This is a genomic window from Frankia sp. CeD (genome assembly GCF_000732115.1).
GTDB lineage: Bacteria > Actinomycetota > Actinomycetes > Frankiales > Frankiaceae > Frankia > Frankia casuarinae.
The window spans coordinates 1-23,747 of record NZ_JPGU01000025.1 but is presented as its reverse complement, the minus strand read 5'-3'; the positions used below and the strand labels follow the sequence as shown (position 1 = coordinate 23,747).

At 70.4% G+C, this 23,747-nt stretch carries 11 protein-coding genes; 9 read left to right on the top strand and 2 right to left on the bottom strand.

Annotated elements, in window-relative coordinates:
* The first annotated feature begins 20 nt into the window (after nucleotides 1–20).
* From CED_RS14010 to CED_RS13975, 7 genes are all read left to right on the top strand, one after another.
* Nucleotides 21–2,144 (top strand): acetate--CoA ligase family protein, encoded by a 2,124-nt coding sequence (locus CED_RS14010; protein WP_035911312.1) that lies wholly within the window; start codon nucleotides 21–23, stop codon nucleotides 2,142–2,144.
* A gap of 136 nt (nucleotides 2,145–2,280) precedes the next feature.
* Complete coding sequence (locus CED_RS14005; protein WP_035911309.1) at nucleotides 2,281–3,141, top strand: prephenate dehydratase; 861 nt, start codon at nucleotides 2,281–2,283, stop codon at nucleotides 3,139–3,141.
* 282 nt (nucleotides 3,142–3,423) lie between these two features.
* On the top strand, nucleotides 3,424–7,644 hold the full coding sequence (gene pglW / locus CED_RS14000) for a BREX system serine/threonine kinase PglW (protein ID WP_035911306.1): 4,221 nt from the start codon (nucleotides 3,424–3,426) through the stop codon (nucleotides 7,642–7,644).
* The gene (pglX, locus tag CED_RS13995) at nucleotides 7,641–11,360 is read left to right on the top strand and encodes a BREX-2 system adenine-specific DNA-methyltransferase PglX (protein WP_063613436.1); all 3,720 of its coding nucleotides are present in this window, start codon (nucleotides 7,641–7,643) and stop codon (nucleotides 11,358–11,360) included. Before pglW ends, pglX begins: the two co-directional genes overlap by 4 nt.
* Before the next feature lie 3,676 nt (nucleotides 11,361–15,036).
* Nucleotides 15,037–17,700: a BREX-2 system phosphatase PglZ gene (pglZ, locus tag CED_RS13985; RefSeq protein WP_035911303.1), complete on the top strand. Its 2,664-nt coding sequence runs from the start codon at nucleotides 15,037–15,039 to the stop codon at nucleotides 17,698–17,700.
* Nucleotides 17,697–19,025, top strand: a complete 1,329-nt coding sequence (gene brxD / locus CED_RS13980; RefSeq protein ID WP_035911302.1) for a BREX system ATP-binding protein BrxD — start codon at nucleotides 17,697–17,699, stop codon at nucleotides 19,023–19,025. Before pglZ ends, brxD begins: the two co-directional genes overlap by 4 nt.
* Nucleotides 19,022–21,238 carry a DEAD/DEAH box helicase gene (locus CED_RS13975; RefSeq protein ID WP_235187083.1) on the top strand — a complete coding sequence of 739 codons (2,217 nt, stop codon included), beginning with the start codon at nucleotides 19,022–19,024 and terminating at the stop codon, nucleotides 21,236–21,238. The genes brxD and CED_RS13975 overlap by 4 nt, the downstream gene beginning before the upstream one ends.
* Nucleotides 21,239–21,385: 147 nt before the next feature.
* Here CED_RS13975 and CED_RS13970 read toward each other — a convergent pair whose 3' ends face one another.
* The gene (locus CED_RS13970) at nucleotides 21,386–21,697 is read right to left on the bottom strand and encodes a MazF family transcriptional regulator (RefSeq protein ID WP_011437344.1); all 312 of its coding nucleotides are present in this window, start codon (nucleotides 21,695–21,697) and stop codon (nucleotides 21,386–21,388) included.
* On the bottom strand, nucleotides 21,694–21,954 hold the full coding sequence (locus tag CED_RS13965; RefSeq protein WP_035911300.1) for a toxin-antitoxin system HicB family antitoxin: 261 nt from the start codon (nucleotides 21,952–21,954) through the stop codon (nucleotides 21,694–21,696). The genes CED_RS13970 and CED_RS13965 overlap by 4 nt, the downstream gene beginning before the upstream one ends.
* A gap of 227 nt (nucleotides 21,955–22,181) precedes the next feature.
* Between CED_RS13965 and CED_RS13960 the strand changes: the two genes are divergently transcribed.
* A complete protein-coding gene (locus CED_RS13960; RefSeq protein ID WP_023841468.1) occupies nucleotides 22,182–23,066 on the top strand; it encodes a pirin-like bicupin family protein in 885 nt (294 codons plus the stop codon).
* Between the two features lie 416 nt (nucleotides 23,067–23,482).
* Nucleotides 23,483–23,747 (top strand): IS200/IS605 family transposase (gene tnpA / locus CED_RS13955; protein WP_035911297.1); only part of this gene is annotated, 265 nt, incomplete at its 3' end.

The following is a 23,747-nucleotide window of genomic DNA, read 5'->3' as shown; positions in this document are numbered from 1 at the left end:
AACCAGCGAGGAGGCATCCGTTGCGGGAGAACCTGGCGGAGTCGCGCAGCATCGCCCGGCTACTCCACCCGCGCACGGTCGCCGTGGTGGGGGCGAGCCGCGAGCCGGGCTCGATCGGTCACGAGATCTTCCGTCGGCTGCTCGCCAGCGAGTTCACCGGCTCTGTCTATCCGGTCAACGCCGCGGCAACCCATGTGGCGTCCGTCTACGCCTACCGAGACCTGCGCGACGTCCCAGTCGAGATCGACCTCGTGGTCGTCGCGGTGCCGGCGCCACGGGTCGCCGAGGTCATGCGGGCCTGCGCGGAGAAGGGGGTACGCGGCGTCATCGTGGTCGCGGCCGGCTTCGCCGACGGGGGTGACGAGGGACGGGCCCGGCTCGCGGACGTTATCCGGATCGCCCGTGACGGCGGCATGCGACTGATCGGGCCGAACGCGATGGGCGTCATCAACACCGTCCCGACGGTCCGGCTGCACGCCACCTTCGCGGTCGGCGACCCCCCGCCCGGCCGGGTCGGCCTGTTCACCCAGTCCGGGGCGCTCGCGGGCACGTTCCTCACCGACGCCTCCCGGCGCGCGCTGGGCATCTCCACGTTCGTCTCGATCGGGGACCGCTCGGACGTCTCCTGCAACGACCTGCTGCGGTACTGGCGCTCCGATCCACGAACCGGCGTGGTCATGCTGCATCTGCAGAGCCTGGGCAACCCACGCCGGTTCGCCCGGATCGCCCGCGAGCTCAGCCGGCACAAGCCGGTCGTGGCGCTCAAGAGCGGGCGGGAGGCCGCCCACAGCGACATCGGCGCCCTGTTCAGCAGCGCCGGGGTGATCCGCGTCGACACGTTGAGCCAGCTGTTCGACACGACCCAGCTGCTGGCCTGCCAACCGCTGCCGGCCGGCCGGCGGGTCGGCATCGTCGGGACCTCCAGCGCGCTCGCGGCGCTCGCCGCCGACGCCTGCCGTACCTACGGGCTCGACGTGCCGGCGCTGTCCGCCTCAACCTGCGCCGGCCTCGCCACGCTGGTCGGCCATCGGTACGCCACGAACCCCGTCGATCTCGGGCCGCTGGCCGATCCGGACCGGTTCGACGCCGCGCTGCGCGCGGTCGCGACCTCCGGGGACGTCGACGCGATCATCACCCTGGTCACCCCGCACGCGCAGGTCGACCGGCTGGCGAGCTCGGTGCGCGCGGTGGCCGTCGAGAGCGGCCTGCCGCTGCTCGCCTCCTTTCTCGGGCAGGATGGGATCCCCGCCCAACTGGCTGTCCGGGACGGCTCGGGTACCCCGGGCCCGGGGTCGGTGCCGTCCTACGCCTCGCCGGAGTCGGCCGCGCTCGCGCTGTCCCGCGCGGCCGACCATGCCGCCTGGCGGGCCCGGGACCAGGGCAGCGTCCCCGTGCTGGCCGGCATCGACCTGGACCGCGCCCGCGCCGAGGCCGAGCGCTACCCGAAGGACGGGGCGTGGCTGCCCGATGCCGCCGTCGCGACCCTGCTGGCCGGGGTCGGCCTGCGCGCCTGGCCGAGCCGGCGGGTCGGCGACCAGGCCGAGGCCCTCGCCGCGGCGGAGGCGTTCGGGTGGCCGGTGGCGCTGAAGATCGCCGACGAACGGTTCCGCAGCCGGCTCGACGTCGGCGCCGTCCAGCTCGGAGTCGACGATGCGGCCGGGCTCACGCAGGCCTGGCAGGCCATCCGCGCCGCCGTCGGGCCGGGCGACATGCTCGTGCAGCCGATGGCCCCGGCCGGGGTGTCGACCGTGGTGCGGCTGCGGCAGGATCCCATCGTCGGTCCGCTGCTCTCACTGCGCCTGGGCGGGGTCGTCGCGGACCTGCTCGTCGACCCGCTCTCCCGCACGCTGCCGCTGACCGACCGGGACGCGGCCGAGCTCATCCAGGAGATCCGCGGCAGTGTGCTGCTGCTCGGCGGCTCCGGGGCGCCCGCCGCCGACACCGACGCCCTGGCCGACCTGCTGCACCGCGTCGCCCGGCTCGGGGAGGAACTGCCGGCCATCGCCGAGATCCTGCTCGATCCGGTGCTCGTCGGCCGCCGCGGCGTCGTGCTGCTGCACGCCGGCATCCGCCTGCTCCCGCCCGAGACGGAGCCACGGACACTGCCACGGACGCTGCCGCGCGCGCTCGCCGCCGGCGGTTGAGCCCGCTCCTCGGGCGCGGGGGGACTCCTCGCCCGGGGACTGTACGGTCGAGGAGTCAACACCGGCACCAACACCGGCACGGACCCAGCCGGCACGGACCCAGCCGGTACCCGATCCAGCGGATTCGAGGACATGGATGACCGCCCGACAGAGGATCGCGTTCCAGGGCGAGCGGGGAGCCAACTCCCACATCGCCTGCCGGGACGTCTATCCGGACTACGACGCGGTCCCTTACCAGACCTTCGACGAGTGCTTCTCCGCGCTGGAGGAGGGTGAGGTGGACCTGGCGATGATCCCGGTGGAGAACTCCACCGCGGGTCGGGTCGCCGACATCCACCATCTGCTCCCCCGCCCCGGGGTGCACATCATCGGCGAGTACTTCCTGCCGATCCGTCACCAGCTGCTCGGCCTGCCCGGGGTGACCCTCGACGAGGTGAAGACGGTGCACAGCCATCCCCAGGCGCTGGCCCAGTGCCGGGAGGCGCTGCGCACGCTGGGTCTGACGGCGGTCGCCCACGCCGACACCNCCGGGGCCGCCCGGGAGATCGCCGAGGCCGGCGATCCGGCCAGGGCCGCGATCGCCTCCCGGCTCGCCGCCGAGGCGTACGGGCTGCAGATCCTCCAGGCCGATCTCGAGGACGCGGAGCACAACACGACGCGGTTCCTGATTCTGTCCGGCGAGAACCTGCGCGCGGCCGCCGGTGTCGGCCCGATCGTCACGACGTTCTTCTTCAAGGTGNACAATCGGCCCGCCGCGCTCTACAAGGCCCTCGGCGGCTTTGCCACGAACGGGGTCAACATGACCCGCCTGGAAAGCTACATGGTGGGCGGGGGCTTCGTCGCCACCCAGTTCCTCGCCGACATCGAGGGCAGCCCGGAGGAGCCGGCCGTCGCCCGCGCCTTCGAGGAGCTGTCCTTCTACGCCGACCACCGCATCCTCGGCGTCTACCGGGCGAGCCGGTACCGGGAACGGATCAGCACCGGTTCCGGGGCCTGATCGGCCGCCGGTGGAACGCGCCCCGGCAGAAGCCCGGTAGNAAAGGNCCAGCCGCTGCCCGGCTGGCCCCCGATGCCCGCCGGTCCAGATCTCACCGCGCCGCGGTGGCCTCACCCGGCGGCGTCGGCGAGATTGGGCAGCCCCGACACCGCTGGAGCCCATCGCGGGACGGCCTACCCACAGCACTGGTTGCAAGCACCTGCAGCCACAGAGATACGATTCAAGATCTTTGGACTGTGCCGGTCCGGTTCCGGGCCCGGCCGCGCATCGGGGGAGGGCCCATTGGACGATGAGCGCTGGACGCAGTGCACACCGTCCGAGTACGCCTGGGAGCGTGCGGCCCTGTCCTATCTCAAGGCGCAGCTACCAACCGGGGATCCCTACCGGGCTTGGGCGAACGCCGAGTTTCTCGGGTCCGACGGTTCCGTCAACGAGGTCGACCTGCTTCTCGTCCTGCCGGCGGGCATCGTCGTGCTGGAGATCAAGTCCTGGTCCGGTGTCCTCGTGGGAGACGCGGGCACCTGGCGTCAGAGCCACCGCGCCCCGGTCGACAACCCCGTCATCGGAGCAAACCGCAAGGCCCGCAAACTGAAGTCGCTGCTGGTTTCCCGGCCGGCGATGCGGGGCCGACGGGTGCCATGGGTGGAGGGCGCGGTATTCCTGAGCGACGCGCGGCTGGAGATCCGCCTTGTCCCAGAAGGCCGGGCGCACGTCTTCGGACGGCATGACCAGACCCAGCTGCCGAGTTTCCTGGACTTCGCGCGGCAGCCCGGCCGGGTGGACGGCGAGCTCAGTAATGCCCTGGCCCGGGCCGTCGACCAGGCCGGAATCCGCCCGTCCCAGCGGGCGCGGACCGTCGGCAGCCTTCGCCTGGAGCTGCCCGCCTTCCAGGAGGGCGTCGGCTGGCAGGACTTCCTCGCCCGCAACCAGCGGTTTCCCGACGACCGGCCGCGGCGGGTGCGGATCTATCTGGCCAGTGGTGTGGAGTCGGTGCACCAGCGTGACCAGCTCGTGCGGGCCGCCGAGCGGGAGTACCTCGCACTACGCGGCATCGACTATCCGGGGATCGCGGCGCCGATCGACTTCGTCGAGCACGATCTGGGCCCCGCGCTCGTCTTTCCCCACGATCCCGAGCTGATCCGGCTGGACCATTTCCTCCAAGAACACGAACGCGAGCTGTCCTTCGACGATCGGTTGGCACTGCTGCGCGTCCTTGCCGAGACCATGGCCTACGCCCACCGGCGGGNGCTGACGCACCNGGGCCTGAGCCCGCGATGCGTCTGGGNTCGGCGCCGGTCCGACCGCTTCGCCCTCCAGATCACGGACTGGCAGACGGCCTCCCGCGGCTCCGAATCGACGTCAGGGATACCGAGCACCACCGGCCCGGCCACGTCGACGGGGGGCTACGTCGAACTGGCCGACGACGCCGCCGCGGCCTACTTCGCACCCGAGTGGAGCTGGGGCACGGCGAAGGGGGTCACCCTCGACGTCTTCGGGGTCGGCGCCATCGCCTACCGGATCTTCACCGGGAAACCCCCCGCGGCCTCATCCGGGGAGCTCAGCCGACGTCTGTCCGAACACAACCGACTGTTACTCGCCGAACAGGTTGATGCCGTCTCCGAGGAGCTCAACGAGCTCGTCGCCCGGGCGACCGAGGCCGACCCGGAGCAACGCACCCGGGACATGGCCGCGTTCCTGCTCGATCTCGACCTGGTTCGGGAACGGCTGGCCGCCATCGCGGAGGAGGCACCGGTTGTCGTTGATCCCCTGGAGGCCGAGGCCGGCGCCGAACTGGAGGGCGGATTTTCGGTCCTCGGCCGGCTGGGCCGCGGCTCGACGGCGCTCGCTCTGCTCGTCGAGCGGGACGGCGGGCGCGCGGTTCTCAAGGTGTCGTTGGACCGAGACAGGGATCCGCGGTTGGTCGCCGAGGCCGAGACGCTGCGCACCCTCAGCGAGCATCCCGGTGTCGTGCAGCTGCTGAGCGACGGCGTGATCGACGTCGGCCCACGCCGGGCCCTGTTGATCACTTCAGCCGGGGAACGCACCCTCGCCCAGGAGCTACGCGAGCGAGGCCGACTACAACCGGAATGGCTCCAGGGGTGGGGCGACGACCTGCTGGAGATCGTCCAGCATCTACAGCGGGCCGGGCTGGCGCATCGCGACATCAAGCCGGACAACCTCGGCGTCGCCGAACGTGGCGGCAGGGGCAAGAAGCGGCAGCTCGTCCTGTTCGACTTCTCCCTGGCGAAGGAGCCGTTGGAGGCCATCGAAGCCGGCACCCGCCCGTACCTCGACCCGTTCCTCGGCCGCGGCGAGCGCCGCCGATGGGATCAGGCTGCCGAGCGATACGCCGCGGCGGTGACGCTCTACGAGATGGCGACCGCACGCCGGCCCGAGTACGGAACCCATGGCGGGCATCCGAGTTTCGTCGACGCCGACGTGGCGATCGAACCCGAGCTGTTCGACCGGTCGTACGCGACCGGTCTCACCGAGTTCTTCCGCCGAGCGCTGCACCGGGACGTCAGACAGCGCTTCGACACCGCGGAGGACATGCGCCGCGCCTGGAACGCGATCCTGGCCGAACCGGCCAGCGTGGTCCCGCAGCCGCCCTCCGCGCGCATCAGCCGGGACACGCCCATCGGCGCCGCCGGTCTGTCCCGCCCGGTGCTGTCGGTGTTCGAACGGCTGTCGATCGATACGGTGGGCGGCGCGCTCGACCTGTCGCCCGCCCAGGTCGTCTGGCTGCCCGGCATCGGTACGAAGACCCGCCAGCAGTTGCGTGCGGACCTGGACCGGCTGGCCGGCCAGGTCACCTCCTCCCCGGCCGAGCGGCCCACCGAGCCGACGCTCCTCGACCGCGTCGCCGCCGGGCTCATCCCCCGCGCGACCGACCGGGCCGTCGCCGAAGCCCTGCTCGGCCTCGGCGAGCAGGGCGGCAACGCATGGACGAGCGTGCGCGACGCGGCCAAGGCCCTTGACCGCGAGCAACGTACCGTCCGGCAGGCGGTAGCCAGGTTCGAGCGGCATTGGCTGGCCCTCGACGGGATGCGAGAGCTGCGGGACACCATCGTCAAGGTCGTCGAGTCGGTCGGTGGGGTCGCCTCCGCCCGGCACTGCGCGGCGGCCCTGCTCGACTTTCAGGGCAGCACGGTGGAGGAACCGCTGCGCTCCCGGCTCGCCGAGGCCGTCGTACGCGCGGCGATCGATGCCGAGCTGGCCGACGACTCCCCCCGCGACGACACCACTCACGACACCACCCACGACGCCTCCGGCGGTTCCGAGATGGGTGGCGATCCACGGCTGGTGTACAGCCGAGAGCCCAACGGCATCCTCGTCGCCGCCGGCCCCGCGCGCGCCGGGGACGGGCCCTCCACCGCCGATCGGTTGGACTGGGCCTCCCGGCTCGGCGGCGCGGCCGACGACCTCGCCGGCGCGGACCCGCTGCCGGCTCCGGCTCGGGTCATCGAGACGTTGCGCGCCGTCCGCGCCCCCGGCGACACCGACCCCTCCCTGATCTTCCCCGAACGGCTCCTCGACGTCGCCATGATCGCCTCCGAGAACGCCGCGGTGACGCCGCGCCTGGAGGTCTACCCGCGAGGCCTCGACGCGGGACGGGCGCTGCGGCTGGCCGCCGGGGCGCTGTACGGCCGCACGGAGCTGACCCCCGAGCAGGTGGCCGAGCGGATCATCGTGCGGTTCCCGCACGCGGGCGCGCTGCCCGGCCGTCCCGAGCTGGACGCCCTGCTCGACGCGGCCGGGGTGCCGCTGTGCNGGGACGACGANAAAAAGCGGTACGTGACCCGCCGCATCGAGGTGACCGGGCTCACCTCCCTGGTCACCTCCCGTGGAACCAGGCCGCGCTGGAGCACCGGCGCGGGCGCCGCCTGGACGACAATGGGATGGCGCCGGGTCTCCGACGAGGTGCTGGCCGCGGATGACCGGCTCACCCGTTCGCTGGTGGACGGCGGCTGGCTGGTGCTGTCGGTGCCGCCGCGGCGACTCGCCCGGGCCGAACGCTGCCTGGCCGCGCAGGATGTCACCGTTGTCGACGCGGAACAAGCCCTGCTCGCGGGGATGCGGGAGTTCTGCGCCCAGCACCGGGTGCAGTGGTCGATCGTCCTGGCGGCCGACGCCGCCGACCGATCGTCGCGCGACTGGGCCAACCTCTCAAGGGTCGCGCAGGCCGGGCTCGCCGGTGTGCGGGCCTCGATCGAGGCCGCGGGGCCGGCGGTGCTGATCACGAATGCGGGGGTGGTCGCCCGGTACGATCCGGCGCTGGTGGTACTGGATGAGCTGCGCGCATCGGTGCGGATGGCGACCGAGACATCACCGGTGCGTACGGTGTGGCTGCTCGTACCCTGGGCCGACGTGGACAAACAACCGTTGTTGGATGGTGGCGCTCCCGTGCCCCAGTTCGGCAACCAGGGCCTGGCGCTGTCCGAGGAGTGGATTGTCCGGCACGAGTCTCGGCTCGCCGACGGCGCTGAGGGAGGAGCAGCGTGATCGAGGCGAGACGCCTGTTGGCCGATCTCCAGCGGCAGGTCCGCGGCCTGGAGGCGGACCTGCGCGCGCGGGCCCGGTCGGACCGGGACGTCGACGATCGGCTGCACAAGCGGTACCAGGAGGCGAAGACCGGCTGTCGCACCGGCGTCGGCTACGAGACGTGGCTCGACCAGCAGCTCACCCAGGTGGCGGTCGGTTGGGTGCTGGCCTGCGTGTTCACCCGATTCTGCGAGGACAACGCGCTGCTGGGACGTCCGATGCTGGCCGGCCCGGTCCGCCCCGAGCAGGAGGCCGACGAGACAGGCGAGGCCAGGGAACGGGTCGACGGGGTGGCCGAGGCCCGGGAATGGCAGACTTTCTACTTCCAGGCGGAGGACCACAAGAATGACTCCGACCTGGACTACCTGCGGGCGGCGGTCGCCCGGCTGGAGGCGTACGACGCAACCCGGGATCTGGTCAACCGGCACAACCCGCTGCACCTGGTGGACATCTCACCGGACGCGGCGACCGGCCTGCTGGAGTTCTGGCGGCGGATCGACCCGGAAACCGGCGCTCTCGTCCACGACTTCTCCGATCCGGCGTCCTCCACCCGCTTCCTCGGCGATCTGTACCAGGATCTTTCCGAACAGGCACGTAAGGACTACGCGCTGCTCCAGACCCCCGAGTTCGTCGAGGAGTTCATCCTCGGCCGGACCCTTGCCCCGGCGATCGACGAGTTCGGCCTCGCCGAGGTTCGGATGATCGACCCGGCCTGCGGCTCCGGGCACTTCCTGCTCGGCGCCTTCGACCTCCTGCTCGACCGGTGGCAGAAGCAGGAACATGGGATTGACGTCAAGGTCCACGTGGAGCGCGTACTCGGCCAGGTCCACGGTGTCGACATCAACCCGTTCGCGGCGGCGATCGCCCGGTTCCGCCTCGTCATCGCCGCACTGGCCGTCTGCGGGATCACCCGGCTCGTCGACGCCCCCGTCTGGCGCATCCGCATCGCCATCGGTGACTCCCTGCTGTGGGGCACCGAGGATCAGCAGGACGAACTCGACGGCGTCGCCACCCACGCCCTGACGGGTTCCACCGGTGAGGGTGAGTTCACCTACGAGTACGAGGACGCTCGCGAGCTGAAGGAGATCCTGGAAGCCCGCTACCACGCGGTTGTCGGCAACCCGCCGTACATCACGGTCAAGGACCGGGCCCCCAGCAACGCCTATCGGGTGCGCTGGAGCGCATGCCATCGCCAGTACGCGCTCAGCGTGCCGTTCGCGCAGCGGTTCTTCCGACTCGCGGTCAACGGCGGCTTCACCGGCCAGATCACCGCGAACTCCTTCATGAAGCGCGAGTTCGGCAAGAAACTCATCGAGGAGTTCTTCCCGAGCGTCGACCTCACCCTGCTCGTCGACACCAGCGGCGCCTACATCCCCGGCCACGGAACCCCGACCGTCCTCATCTTCGGCCGCCACCGCCGCCCCTCCCTGACCACGGTGCAGACTGTCCTTGGGATCCGGGGCGAGCCCAGCGCACCGGCCGACCCGGCCAAAGGCCTCGTGTGGACACGAATAGTAGAGAACTTCGCGAATGCTGACCACACGGATGCGTATATCAGCACCCTCGGAATCAAGCGGATAGATCTTGCGAGGCATCCCTGGTCACTCGCTGGCGGTGGANCGGCTCAGTTGCAAGCTCAGATAGACACAACCAGCGCGCGTCTACATAATCTCGGAGTTGACATCGGACGCACCGTCCAGCTCGGCGAAGATGACGCTTGGATACTTGCCCATAGTTCTCCGGCGGTGACCAGGTTTCAGGACAACATGGTCCCCCATGTTTTCGGCGAGCTAGTACGTGACTACACGATCGAACAACCTCCCATTGCAATTAATCCGTATGCCGACATAACCAAAGGAATCCCCCTTTTAAAAGATCAGGAAGTTGTACAAAATCTCCTCTGGCCAAACCGAACAATCCTGTCTGCTCGCACAATATTCGGTAGAAGTCTTGCCGAAAACGATCGACCATGGTATGCATATTTAGAAATATATGCAAACCGACTGCACACCCCGCTGGCGATCGCCTTTCCGTTCGTCTCGACCCACAACCACTTCACACTCGACCGAGGCGGCAAGATATTCAATCGTACCGCAACCGTTCTCAAGCTGCCCGAGGGAGCCACGGAGGAGAAACATCTGCGGCTGGTCGGGGTGCTGAACTCGTCGGCGGCGTGCTTCTGGCTCAAGCAGGTGAGCCAGCCGAAGTCCGGGAGTGGGATCGGACGCGGTATCCAGGACGAGGCATGGGAGAACCGCTACGAGTTCACCGGGACCAAGCTGAAGGAGTTTCCGCTGCCGGACGGGGCGCCACTGGTGTTGGCGACGCGGCTGGACGGGTTGGCTCAGGAGCTCCAGCGGGTCGCGCCGGCCGCGGTGGCCAGGGACGCTGTTCCGACCCGGGAGGCACTCGTGCACGCGCGGGCGGAGTGGGAGCGGATCCGGGCGGAGATGATCTCGGCGCAGGAGGAGCTGGACTGGGAGGTCTACGGTCTCTACGGGCTGCTCGGCGACGACGCGGACGGGTTGATCGGTTCGAGTGTGACGAAGCCGCCGCTGGCGCTTGGCGAACGGGCGTTCGAGATCGTGCTGGCGCGGCAGCACGATGCCGGCGAGACCGAGACGGAATGGTTCACCCGGCACCGCTCGACGCCGATCATCCAGCTGCCCGCGCACTGGCCGCAGGACTACCGGGCCCTCGTCGAGCGGCGGCTGGCGAAGATCGACGATGATCCGTACCTTCACCTCATCGAGCGGCCGGAATGCAAGCGGCGCTGGGCGAGCCGGCCGTGGGCGGAGATGGAGGCCGAGGCGTTGCGCGCCTGGCTGCTCGACCGGCTGGAGGCCCGCGAACTGTGGCACCGACCGGAACCGACCCCGCGCACCGTCGCCCAGCTCGCCGACGAGCTGCGGACCGACGCCGAGTTCACCGCCGTCGCCAGGCTCTACGCCCGCGACACCGCTCTTGGTGACGTGGTCGCCGATCTCGTGCGCGACGAGCATGTACCGTTCCTCGCCGCCTGGCGGTACACCGACATGGGGCTGCGGGTCCGGGCGCAGTGGGAACGCACCTGGGATCTCCAGCGGGAGCAGGATGCCGAGGACGAGCGGATCCGGGCCGAGGAGGAGCGGCGTAAGGAGTCCGACGAGCCGCTGCCACCGGCCCCACCGCGTAAAATCATCGACATCAAGGTGCCGCCGAAGTACAAACAGACCGACTTCCGCGAGACGTCCTANTGGCGCAGCCGCGGGAAGCTGGACGTGCCCAAGGAGCGGTTCATCTCGTACCCGGATGCTTCCCGGGACGGGACCCTGCTGCTGGGCTGGGCCGGCTGGGATCATCTCCAGCAGGCGCAGGCGCTGGCCACCTATATCGCCGATCGGCGCGAGGTCGACGCCTGGGACGCCGAGAAAACCAAGCCGTTGCTCGCCGGGCTGCTGGAACTCCTGCCGTGGGTCGCGCAATGGCATTCGGAACTGGACCCGGAGTTCGGTATTCGGCCCGCGGACGCCTACACCGGCTTCCTCGACGAGCAGGTGCGCCAGCTCGGGCTGACCCGTGACGATCTCACCGGCTGGCTCCCCGCGGCCAGGAAGACGAGAACCACGGCGAAGAAGCCGGCNAATAAGCCGGCNAATAAGCCCGCCACGACTCCGGCGAAGGCGGCCCGGTCATGACCCTGATCTCGGAACTCCTCGACATCCCCGAGGCCGTGTACCCGGGGGACTTCGTCCTCGACCTGTCCCGCGGCGTGACCCAGATCGATCGCACCCTGCGCGAGTATGTCGTCACCCCCGAGCTGGCCATCCGGTTCGGGGAGGCGCTGGGTCTGATCAAGAGCGCGCTCACCGACGGCAGTAGCAAGGCCNCCTACCTCGACGGCTCGTTCGGGTCCGGCAAGAGCCACTTCATGGCTGTGCTCGGCGCGCTGGCGCGGAACCACCCCGGGGCCCGGGCGATCGGCGAGCTCGCCCCTGTCATCACCGCATTCGACGGTGACGTCATCGGCAAGCAGTTCCTCGTCGTGCCGTATCACCTCGTCGGCAAGACGTCGCTGGAGGAGGCGGTCCTCGGCGGCTACCTGGCGCACGTCCGCGCGCTGCACCCGGACGCGCCGCTGCCCGCCGTCCTCATCGACAAGCCGCTGCTCGACACCGCGGTGGCGTTGCGCGGCCAACTCGGCGACCAGGCGTTCTTCGGCCTGCTCGGCGGCGGCGACCGGAGCTCGGCTGCCGACCCGCGCTGGGGCACGTTGAACCACGGGGCCTGGGACGCCGACCGGTTCGAGCAGGCACTGACCGCCGCTCCCGCCGCGCAGGAGCGCCGCGACCTGGTCGGCACCCTGGAGAAGGCGCTGGTCGGGTTCGCCGAGCTCGCCCGGGGCGCCGCCACCGGCTACGTCAACATCGACGACGGCCTGGCCGCGATCAGCCAGCATGCCGCCGGCCTCGGCTACGACGGGCTGATCCTCTTCCTCGACGAGCTCATCCTGTGGTTCGCCACCAGGATGGCCGATCACGCCTGGGTGGCGAACGAGGCTCCCAAGGTCGCCAAGCTCGTCGAGGCGGCCAACGCCGACCGACCGGTGCCGATCATCAGTTTCGTCGCCCGCCAGCGGGACCTGCGCGAGCTCGTCGGCACCAACCTGCCCGGCACCGAACATCTTGCCTTCGCCGACAGTCTCAAGTGGTGGGAGGGTCGGTTCGGCTCGATCAAGCTCTCCGACAACAACCTGCCGCTCATCATGTCGAAGCGGGTCCTGCGGCCGCGCAGCGATGCCACCCGGGCACAGATCGACACCTCGTTCGCCGCGATGGACCGGGTCCGAGCGGACATCCGGGCCGCGCTGATGACCGCCCACGCCGACCGGGCCGCGTTCCGGCTGACCTATCCGTTCAGCCCGGCATTCGTCGAGACGCTCGTCGCGCTGTCCGGGTTCCTCCAGCGGGAGCGGACCGCGCTGCGGGTCATGCAGCAGCTACTCGTTGACCAGCGGGACACCCTGCAGCTCGGCCAGCTCGTCCCCGTCTCCGACCTGTTCGACGCGCTCATCACGGATGCGTCGCCGATCAGCGGCGAGCTCGGCGGACTGTGGCGCAACGCGCAGAAGGTCTACGGCGAGATCCGTCGGCTCATCCTGGAAAGCCACGGGCTGACCGAGGAAACCGTCACCGGGGTGGCCCCGAAACACGCCGTGCACATGGACGACCGGATCGCCAAGACCCTGGTGCTCGCCGCCCTGCTCCCCGAGGTCCCGTCGATGCGGGATCTCACCGCCCGCCGGATCGTGGCCCTCAACCACGGGTACATCCGGTCGATGGTGCCGGGTCAGGAGACGGGCGCGGTCACCCAGGTCGTCCGCAAATGGGCGGCCCGGCTCGGCGCGGTGCAGGTCAGCGGGGACGACGCAAGCCCGCTCCTGTCGGTGCGGCTCGAAGGCGTCGACATCGAGGGCATTCTGGAGAACGCCAAGGGGGCCGACTCGCCCGGCGACCGCCGGCTGACCGTGCGAACGCTGCTGTTCGACGCGCTCGGCGCCACGAAACCGGAGGGTATCGACCGCGCGACGATCGTCACCGCCACCTGGCGCGGCACCAAACGCAACGTCGAGCTCATCTACGGCTATCTTCGCGACCCCGGTGACGTGGGCGACAGCATGTTCACGCCCACCCACAACGGCTGGCGGCTCGCCCTCGACGTCCCCTTCGATCCGGACGACCACTCCCCGGCCGAGGCCCTCGACCGGGTCTCGCGGCTGCGGGACGCGCTCCCAGCGCGCACCCTCTGCTGGGTCCCGCGGCACTTCACCGCACACACCCAATGGAGCCTGGGCCGCTACCTGCGGCTGGAATACGCCGTCGGGCCGAGCTTCGACCAACTCGCCGGGCACCTGTCCGACAATGACCGGGCTATCGCCCACCAGCAGTTGACCGCGCAGCTCGACCAGCTGCGCAGCCAACTGACGAACGCGCTGCTGCAAGCCTATGGCCTCGTCACCCCGGACGAGACGGTCGTCGATCCCGCGCACGGCGGGATCGACATGTTCGTCAGCCTCGAACCGGGATTCNCGCCCCGGGTCCCCGCCGGTGCCGCCCTGCGCCCCGCCTTCGAAAACCTGCTCGACCAGGCACTGAGCTGGGAGTTCCCGGCCCACCCCCACTTCGACGGCGAGGTGCGCCCGGGTGACCTGGCAAAAGTGCACGCCCAGGTGCGCCGGGCCATCGAACATCCCGAGCACCGGATCATGGTCGAATCCAGCGAGCGGCCCGTCATGCGGAAGGTGGCCAACCCGCTGGGGCTCGGCGAGCAGAGCGACCAGTACTTCGTCCTCGGCCACCACTGGGAACGGCACCTCGGCCGAAAGATCATCGAGGCCGAGGCGGCGGGCCGGCCGGTCACGGTCGGAGACCTGCGTGCCTGGCTGGACGAGCCGAAGCGGATGGGTCTGCCCCAGGAGATCGCGGACCTTGTTGTGCTGGTCTTCGCCGAGCAGACCAACCGCGGCATCCTCCACGGCCGGCCGCTCGACGTGAGCATCCCGCGCCCGCTGCCCGCGGACGCGCGCGTTGTCGCCGAGCCGCTACCCGATCGGGACACCTGGGAGGAGGCCCGCGGCCGGGCGCACGCCCTCTTCCTGATCACTGACATCACCGAACTGTGTACCGCGCGCAACGTCGCCTTGCTGGCCACTCGGGTACGATCAGCCGTCGCGGACCGGCTTCCGAAGGTTCGCGCGCTGCACGCGGCCCTCATCCGCCGAGGACCGACCGTGCTCCGGGACGGCACCGACCCGGCGACGGAACGAGTCCGGATCGCCCAGGGCGCGCTGCGTCTCTGTGCGGACCTGGCGACCATCACCGACAATCTGGCCCTGGTCGAGCGGCTCGCCGCCTTCGACCTCCCCGCGGTCCCGCTGCACACCGGTCGGAGCCTGACCACCGCCGCCGATCTCGACGCGGCCATCCGGGAGGTGGACTGGAACATCTTCACCACCGTGGCCGACTGGGGACCCGAGCATCCGCGGGGCGCGGAGGCAGCCGCGTTGGTGACCGAGCTCGCCGCGGTCTGGGCGGCCAACGAGTACGTCCAGCACCTCCAGCCGGCGCTCACCAAGGCNGACAGGAAGGCTCGCGGGTTGCTGCTGGAATGGAGCCGACGGGTCTCCCGCCCAGCGAGCAGAACCGGCACCATCAACCCGCCGGGCGTGGCCACACCGGGCGTGGCGACACCGGGCGGCGTGGCAACCAGCGGCGCCCGCGAGGTCGATCAGGACTCGGTTGCCGAGTTCACGTCCACGCTCGCGGCGCTCACCGCCCAGGGCTGGCGGATCAAAGTCACCTGGCAGGCCGTGCGGTGACCGTGGTAGCCGCGCCGGTCCTGGTCCGGGCGAAGGTGGCCGAGGTGCTCCGCCGAGACGAGAAGGCGCGCGTCGTCGCCCTGGCCGCGGCGCCGGTGTGGCCGCACGACGAACGCCTGGAACTGCCCGGTGGCCGCGGCGTAGTGGTCCGGCCATGCGTGTCCACCCTCGCGATCCGCGACGAGCTGCAACAGGTCGACGATCTCCCTGCCGGGGAGGTACTCGTCCTGCTCACCGAGTACGAAACCGGCGAGCTGGGGACGAGCATCACTGCCCGGCTCGCCGGTCAGAAGATCCTGCCGCTTGATCGCTGGCAGCAGCTCACCAGCCTGTTTCGGGCACACGGCATCGATCCGGCCCTCGTCGACGAGCAGTGGGCGGTGAACGCGCTGCTCGCCACCCCCCCGCCGGACGGGTATCCCGCCGCGCGCAACGGCTACCTGGACCGGGCCACGGCATTGGCCACACTCGCCGAGACCCAGGCCGGGCTCACCCCGCTCGACCTCGACCTCGCGGGCCTGCTGCGATGGAGCCTCGACGCCGAACACCTCGCGCGGTGGCGCGCGTTGGACCCGGCGGTGCGTACCGGCATGAGCGGATGGCTTGCCGGCCGCGGCGGTCGAGGCGACGTGGTGGCCGCCGTTCTCCGGTGCTTCGCCGGGCCCTACGGTCCCGACGCCGTCGCCGTCGGACTGGTGCTCGCGGCTCTCAGCCATCCCGAGGTCCGGGACACGGCGCAGGTGCCGCGCACCATGCTGGAGACGCGGGTGGTCGACGGCGCTCTCGCCCCGTCCGTCGCCGCGGAATGGGGACGCGCGGCTGAAGGGCTGGTTCAGCGGCTGCTCGGCCAGGAGGGGCGGGCCGTGGCTGGCGGAATCCTGCGACGCGCCGAGGAGATCCTGGCCGGGCAGGGCGCCGCTGAGCTGTCTTATCCCAGCGCCGTCCTCGAATCCGGTCTCACCCAGCGCCTGCGGCACATTGGCTCGCAGGTCGCCGCGGTGCTGCGCAAGCGGCGGCCACGCGCCGAGGATCTGGGGCCGGTCGAACATGAGGTGGCGCGGCTGAACGCGCACGCGCTGGCCGCCGACCATGCCGAGCGGGTGAGTCGCGCCGAGATGGCCGTTCGGCTGCTGCGCTGGCTGGCCCAGGAGGCCGCGTCCGCCCGACCACCGGCGCCGAGCCTTGCCGAGGCGTCCCGTCGGCAGCAGGACCAGGACGCATGGGTCGACCTGGCCCGGGCGCGGGTGTGGGAGGGCGACGTCGATCAGGTGGTCGCCGCGGCCTACCGGACACTGTGCACGACGGTCGACGCCCGTCGCCGCGAACACGAACGGCGGTTCGCGAATCTGCTCGCCGACCACACCCGCACCGGGTCGACGCTGGGCGAGCTGCTGCCGGTGGAGGACGTGCTCGACCAGATCGTGGTGCCGCTGGCCGGCCGATGCCGGCTGCTGCTGCTCGTACTGGACGGGATGTCCACCGGGGTGGCGCGGGAGCTGCTCGCCGACCTGTCGACCCGGGGCTGGGTAGAACACACCCTCACCCCGGCCCGACCGGTGCTGGCCACCCTGCCGTCGGTCACCCGGACCTCGCGGACGAGCCTGCTGTGCGGGCGGCTCGTGGACGGCACGCAAAGCCAGGAGAAGGCATCCTTCGCCGAGCGGGGCTGGCCGCTGTTCCACAAGGGCGACCTCGCCGCGGCCGGTGCCGGCGAGGTGCTTGAGCCGCGCGTCGCGGACGCGATCAGGGGCGACGCCCCCGTGGTCGGCATCGTTGTGAACACCGTCGACGACACCCTGGACAAGGGTGGGCGCACCCCCTGGACCGCCGGCTCGGTCGATCGGCTGCTCGACCTGCTGGCCACCGCGGACGGATCGGGCCGGGCCGTCCTGCTGGTCAGCGACCACGGCCACGTCCATGAACGCGGCTCCCGGCTGGTTTCCGACGACAGCGGCGGCGCGCGGTGGCGATCCTCGGCGCGCCCGCCCGACGAGGACGAGGTCACGCTCATCGGCCCGCGGGTGCTGCTGGGCGGCGGCCGGATCGTCGCCGCCTGGAACGAACGGCTACGTTATACGGCCCTGCGCAACGGCTACCACGGCGGCGCCAGTGCCCAGGAGATCGTGATCCCGTTGGCGCTGCTGCGTCGGGTCGACCTCGACCTGCCCGGTTGGACTCCCTTGCACCATGCCGCGCCTCCCTGGTGGGTGGAGCCGATGGCCACGGGCACCACGCCGGCCACGGGCACCACTCGGGCCACGGGCACCACGCCGGCCACGGGCACCACGCCGGCCGGACGTGCCGGCTCGGCCGCACAGCCGGACCTCGGTCTGTTCGACGAGTCCGAGGTGACGCCGCAACCGTGGGTGGATCGCGTGCTCGATACCGAGGTGATGCGGGCTCGGCTCGCCCGGATGCGTCGCGGGGCCATGCCCGCGGACCGGCTCGGGCTGCTCCTGCGGGCGCTCGACGCCCGTGGCGGCGCCGCCNCGCGGGCCACGGTCGCCCGCGCGCTCGACGTGCCGGACGCGCGGATCGCCAGCCACCTCGCCGCGGCGCAGCGGGTGCTGAACATCGACGGCTACGAGGTGCTGCGGATCGATGGTGACACCGTGCGGCTGAACGCCGCGTTGCTGGCGACGCAGGCCGGTCTGACGTGACCATCTCCGAACAACGCCGACGGGAGGTGATCGACGCGCTTCGGCGCGGAACCGTGCCGCGGCAGGGCCTGGATGTGCTCGCGGTCGGTCTTGACCGCTTCACCACGGCGATCGAGGAGGATCTCGACCGGCTCGCCGGCGGACAGGCGACGTTCCGGGCGATCCGCGGCGAGTACGGCGCGGGAAAGACGTTCTTCACCCGCTGGCTCGCCGAGCGGGCCAAGGCCCGGGGGTTCGCCACCGCCGAGATCGCGATCTCCGAGAACGAGACCCCGCTGCACCGGCTCGAAACGGTCTACCGCCGGCTCGCCGAACGGCTCGCGACCGCCGAATTCGCGCCGAGCGCGCTGCGTCCCATCGTCGATTCCTGGTTCTTCGCGCTGGAGGAGGACGTTCTCGCCGGCGGCGAGGTCGTCGAGAATGAGCTGGCGCGCCGGGTCGACGAGTTGCTGGAACAGCGGCTGGCCGCCGTCGGGCGGGTCGCGCCGTCCTTCTCAGCCGCCCTACGGGCGTACCGGCGGGCGACCGCGGCCGGCGAAACCGCGGCCGCGGNGGGNCTGATCGCTTGGCTGGGCGGGCAACCGCACGTGGCGGCGGCGGTGAAACGGGCCGGCGGTGTCCGGGGCGACCTCGATCACGACGGAGCGCTCGGCTTCCTGCAGGGGCTGCTCGCGGTGCTCACCGACAGCGGCCATGCCGGTCTCGTGGTCGTCCTCGACGAGGTCGAGACGCTGCAGCGGGTCCGGGGCGACATGCGTGACAAGGCGCTCAACGCGCTGCGCCAGCTCATCGACGACGTGGACGCTGGGCGATTCCCCGGGCTGATGCTCGTCATCACCGGCACTCCCGCGTTCTTCGACGGACCGCAGGGAGCGCAACGGCTCGCCCCGCTCGCGCAGCGGCTCCACGTCGACTTCCTCCCGGATCAAGCTTTCGATAACCCTCGGGCGGTGCAGCTGCGACTGCCCGGGTTCAACCGGGATTCCCTGCTGGAGCTCGGCGGCCGGATCCGGGAGCTGTACAGCTCCGGCCATGGTGATCCGGAGCGGTTCGCCACGGCAGTGGACGAAGGCTACCTGGCCGAGTTCGCGCAGGCCGTGGTCGGGCAGTTCGGCGGGCGAGTAGGCGTCGCGCCCCGCATCTTCGTGAAGAAACTCGTCGATGTGCTCGACCGCGTCGACCAGCATCCCGCCTTCGATCCCCGGCGTGCGTACGTCCCGCGGCTGTCCGCCACCGAGCTCACCGACACCGAACGTGCGGCGATGCCCAGCCCGCCACAACCGCCCCCGGCGGCATCGGTCGACGACATCGACCTACCGCTGTGATCTCCCGGACGTCCGCGGCCTCGGGGGCTTCCGGGGCCTCGGGGGCTTCCGGGGCCCCGGGCTTCGCCGCCCTCGACCCGGCCGTCCAGTATCACGTCGTCAACAGTCTGCGGTGGCCTGCCCTGCGCCCGTTGCAGGAGGCGGCGATACGTCCGGTCCTCGACGGGCATGACGTGCTGCTGCTGGCACCGACCGCCGGTGGGAAAACCGAGGCGGTGGCGCTGCCCCTGCTGTCCCGGATGGCCGGGGAGAAATGGCGCGGGCTGTCGGTGCTGTATGTGTGTCCGCTGCGGGCGTTGCTGAACAACCTCGAACCGCGGCTGGCCGCGATGTGCGAATGGCTCGGCCGGCGGGCCGCCGTCTGGCATGGAGATGTCGCCGACTCGGTGCGCGGGCGGCTGGCCGTGGATCCGCCGGATCTTCTGCTGACCACCCCGGAGTCGATCGAGGCGATGCTCGTCTCCGCGCGCGTCGATCATCGATGGCTCTTCGCCGGCCTGCGGACGGTTGTCGTCGACGAGGTCCACGCCTTCGCCGGTGACGACCGCGGTTGGCATCTGCTGGGGGTGTTGGCCCGGTTACGCGGGCTCGCCAACCGGCCGGTACAGCGGATTGGTTTGTCCGCAACTGTCGGGAACCCGGACGTACTGCTCGACTGGCTCGCGGACGGATCCGCCCGGCCGCGCGCGGTCGTCCGGCCGAGTGACGTGACGGCCACCACGGACGTGACGGCCACCACGGACGCGACAGCCACCACGGAGGTCGGGATCGACTACGTGGGCTCCCTGCGTAACGCCGCCCTCGTGGTCGCCCGCCTTCATCAGGGGATGAAGAGGCTGGTCTTCTGCGATTCCCGCAGCCAGGTCGAGGAGTTGACGGTTGCGCTGCGTGACCTCGGGGTACGGACGTATGTATCCCACTCGTCCCTGTCACGGGATGACCGGCGGCAGGCCGAGGCCGCCTTCGCGACATCCACCAACTGCGTCATCGTCGCCACTTCCACCTTGGAGCTGGGGATCGACGTCGGTGACCTGGACCGCGTCATCCAGATCGGCGCCCCCGCCACGGTGATCTCCTTCCTGCAACGCCTCGGGCGGACCGGGCGGCGCCCCGGGACCCGACGCAACACGCTGTTCCTGGCAACGTCGCAGAACTCTCTGTGGCTCGCGGCGGCTATCACGCTGCTGTGGCAACGCGGATACGTCGAGCCGGTCGTCCCGCCCGTGCTTCCCCGTCACATCGTCGCCCAGCAGATCCTCGGACTGGCCCTGCAGGAAGGCCGCCTCGTCGACCGCGACGTCTGGCAGTGGCTCGGCGGGCTTGCCCGGACTCCGGGCGCGGTCGACGTACTGGCGCATCTGGCCAGCTCCGGGTTTGTCGTGCACACCGACGGGCTGGTATCGATCGGCCCGCGGGCGGAGAAGGAATACGGGCGACGCTACTTCCTCGACCTCACGTCAACCTTCGCCGGCGAATCGATGGTGCAGGTCTGGTGGGGACGTAGCCTGCTCGGCCAGCTGCCACCGATCGCGCTCGCGGCTCGACCGGAGCACGGACCGCGGGTGGTTCTTCTCGGCGGTCGTGCCTGGAAGGTGAATCATGTCGACTGGCGGAGAAGACGAGTCCAGGTCGAACCGAGCCGCTACCCAGGCCGGTCCCGGTGGAACGGCGGGGCCCGGGTCATGTCCTATCCGCTCGCCCAGGCTCACCTCGACGTCCTCGCCGGGCAAACGGCCGGCATCGAGATATCCCGGCGGGCCGCCGACGCGTTGGACAAGCTCCGCGCGCAGCATTCCTTTGTCAGTGTCAGTGTCAGTGACGAGCCGGGCGAACGCACCTACCTCACCCGCGACCCCGAGAAGCGGCCGATCTGGTGGACATTTGCCGGGTTCGCGGCCAATTCGGCCCTCGCCTCGGGGCTCGGCGAGCTGGTTGACGCTGACGCGCCGGTCGGCGATCTCAGGCTGCGGCTTCGCCCGCACGTCAACTCCGCCGCGCTACGGACAATGCTCGATGTTCGACGTGACGACCTCGTTGACGCTCTTCCGGCCATCGATGTCGAGGCTGCCGATGGGCTCAAGTTCTCCGCGGCGATTCCCCTCGAACTCGCGATCGAGACGCTAGCCGCACGCCTCACCGATCCATCCGCCGTCCACGCGACGCTGAAGGCAATCATCCGGGAGGAGACTGCGCCTCCGCCTGGGGGATGGTAGCCGTGAACGGATTGATCGCGGCGGCGATGACGTCGGCCGACATCCAAGCCGGACGCCGACGCCGGGCTGGAGCGCATCGAGGAAGTGACCCGCCGCTTGCCCCACCGCTGCTTTCGCCTTCGACCAGTTCGGGCCGTTGCCGTAAGGTCAACGTTCGGGCGTGGCCAAGATCTTGAACAACATGGTGTTGGCGGTGGTGAGCGTCTGGGCGTCGACCCGGCGCAGGCATTCACCCAGGGCGGCCTTGGCCACGAACGTGACCAGGCCCATCACGGCCCACTGCCCCTCCCCCAGGTCGACGCAGAACCCCTCGTCGGTGGCGTGCTCCACGACCAGGGCGACCAGCACGGTCGGCTCGTCGGCGATCTCGTTGTAGACCGTGGAGCTGAGGATCAGCACCGCCTGCGGCGCCGGCCCGATGCCCGCGGTCCAGATCTCACCGCGCCGCGGTGGCCTCACCCGGCGGCGTCGGCGAGATTGGGCAGCCCCGACACCGCGAGAGCCCGCTGGTTGGCCTCCCCGAAGGCGAGGGCCGCGCCGGCCACCGCCGGGTCGGCCCGCACCCAGGCCCCGTGCGCGGCGCAGCGCCGACGCATGTCCTCGGCGTCAAGCACGCCCTCGACCCAGGCGTTCATCGAGGTGTGCTCGGCCTCGGCGTACCGCTTGACCGCCTCGTAGGCCTCGTCCGAGAGCCGGAGCGTGATCGTGCGCGACATGCGCAACATGCTAGCAAGATCTGACAGCGGTATCCGCCGCAGCGTGGAACGCATGGTCGCACCATCCGGCCACCAAAATCGACAGATTATATGCCTATTTATGTGATTCCGTTGCTCTAGCCGGCGGGTCATCTGCCTGGGCGGGACGCGGGCCGTGGAATGTCCGTGGCCCCGACGACGCTGGACTGCGCAGGCATTGTCCTGCCTACCGTGAAGGAGGGTTCACCATGAGCGCCACGCCGTCCTCCCCTGGGTCGTCCACCCCACCGGCCGCGGTCCCACCGGCCGCCACCCTTTCTACCGCGGGCCCGTCTTCCGCCGCACCCTCCTCCGCGGGCCTGCGCCCACAGCCCCGGATCGACATTCGCCGGGCGGACGACAGAGCGGCGACGCACGTCGGCTGGCTCGACTCCCACCACTCCTTCTCGTTCGGCCATCACTACGATCCGTCAAACACCCACCACGGTCTGCTGCTGGTGAACAACGACGACACGGTCGCTGCCGGGACCGGGTTCGAGACCCATCCGCACCGGGACATGGAGATCGTCACCTGGGTCCTGCGCGGATCGCTCGTGCACCAGGACTCCACCGGCCACTCCGGCGTCATCTACCCGGGACTCGCGCAGCGGATGAGCGCCGGTCGCGGGATCCTGCACTCGGAGAAGAACGACTCCTGGCGTCTCGACGGCGGCGGGGAGCCGCATGACGAGCCGGTGCATTTCGTCCAGATGTGGGTCGCGCCGGACCGTCGGGGCATCGACCCCGGCTACGAGCAGCTGGAGATCGACGACGAGCTGCTACGCGGCGGCCTGGTACCGGTAGCGTCCGGGATGGCCAGGCACCGCGGGCAGAGCGCGATCACGATCAGAAACCGGTTCGCGGCCCTGTGCGCCGCCCGGCTCAGCCCTGGTCGGGACGTCACGCTTCCCGAGGCTCCCTACCTGCACCTGTTCGTGACGCAGGGCGAGGTGACGCTGGAGGGGACGGGTGTGCTGCGCGCCGGGGACGCGGTCCGGTTCACCGCAACCGGCGGTCAGCGGGTCAGCGCCTCGGCTCCCGCTGAGATCCTGGTCTGGGAAATGCATAAAGCGATCGAGGATTTTTTGGGATAGCAAACTTATTGCTGGTGAGGGCGTGTCTCCGCTGGTGGGAGGGCATTTTCGCATCCTTTCAAGACGTGCGATCAGCGGCGGTGACCGGCGGCGGTCTGTGTCTGAGACGTGCCCGAAGGATCNTGCGCTGTCGGCCGACAGGGCAGCCGCGATACGGGCCCGGCAAATCTCCTCGTCCCCGTCGATGCACTGGGCGTAGATCGTCAGCAGCATCTGAACCGTGTGGCCCGCCCACTGAGCGACCCGCGTCGGCGGGACACCCGCCGCCAGCCAGCCGGACAGGCAGGCGTGACGCAGCGAGTAGGTAGTCTGAGCAACCATCAATGACCTCCGGAGGGGACTGTCGCCTTCAGGCGACAGGGGAATCCGGCACGGACCGCAACGGTTATACCGGCCACGCTGGTATAATCAACGGCATGTCCCGGACGGTGCAGGTCGGCGCGGGTGGCGCCTATGACCTCGGTTACCACGTCGTGTGGTGCCCGAAGTACCGCCGTGCTGTCCTCGTCGGTCCGGTCCGAGACCGGCTTGACGGGCTGATCCGCGAGAAGTGCGCCGAGCATGACTGGCTGATCGTCGCGCTGGAGATCGAGCCCGACCACGTGCACCTGTTCGTGAAAGCTCATCCGAAGCACGCCCCGTCGTACATCGCCAACCAGCTCAAAGGCTTCACGTCCCACG

What these genes read in the sequence shown, in the direction of transcription:
- CED_RS13960 (WP_023841468.1), top strand. Translation starts at nt 22,182, where the DNA reads ATGAGCGCCACGCCGTCCTCCCCTGGGTCGTCCACCCCACCGGCCGCG.
- CED_RS13965 (WP_035911300.1), bottom strand. Translation starts at nt 21,954, where the DNA reads ATGTCGCGCACGATCACGCTCCGGCTCTCGGACGAGGCCTACGAGGCG.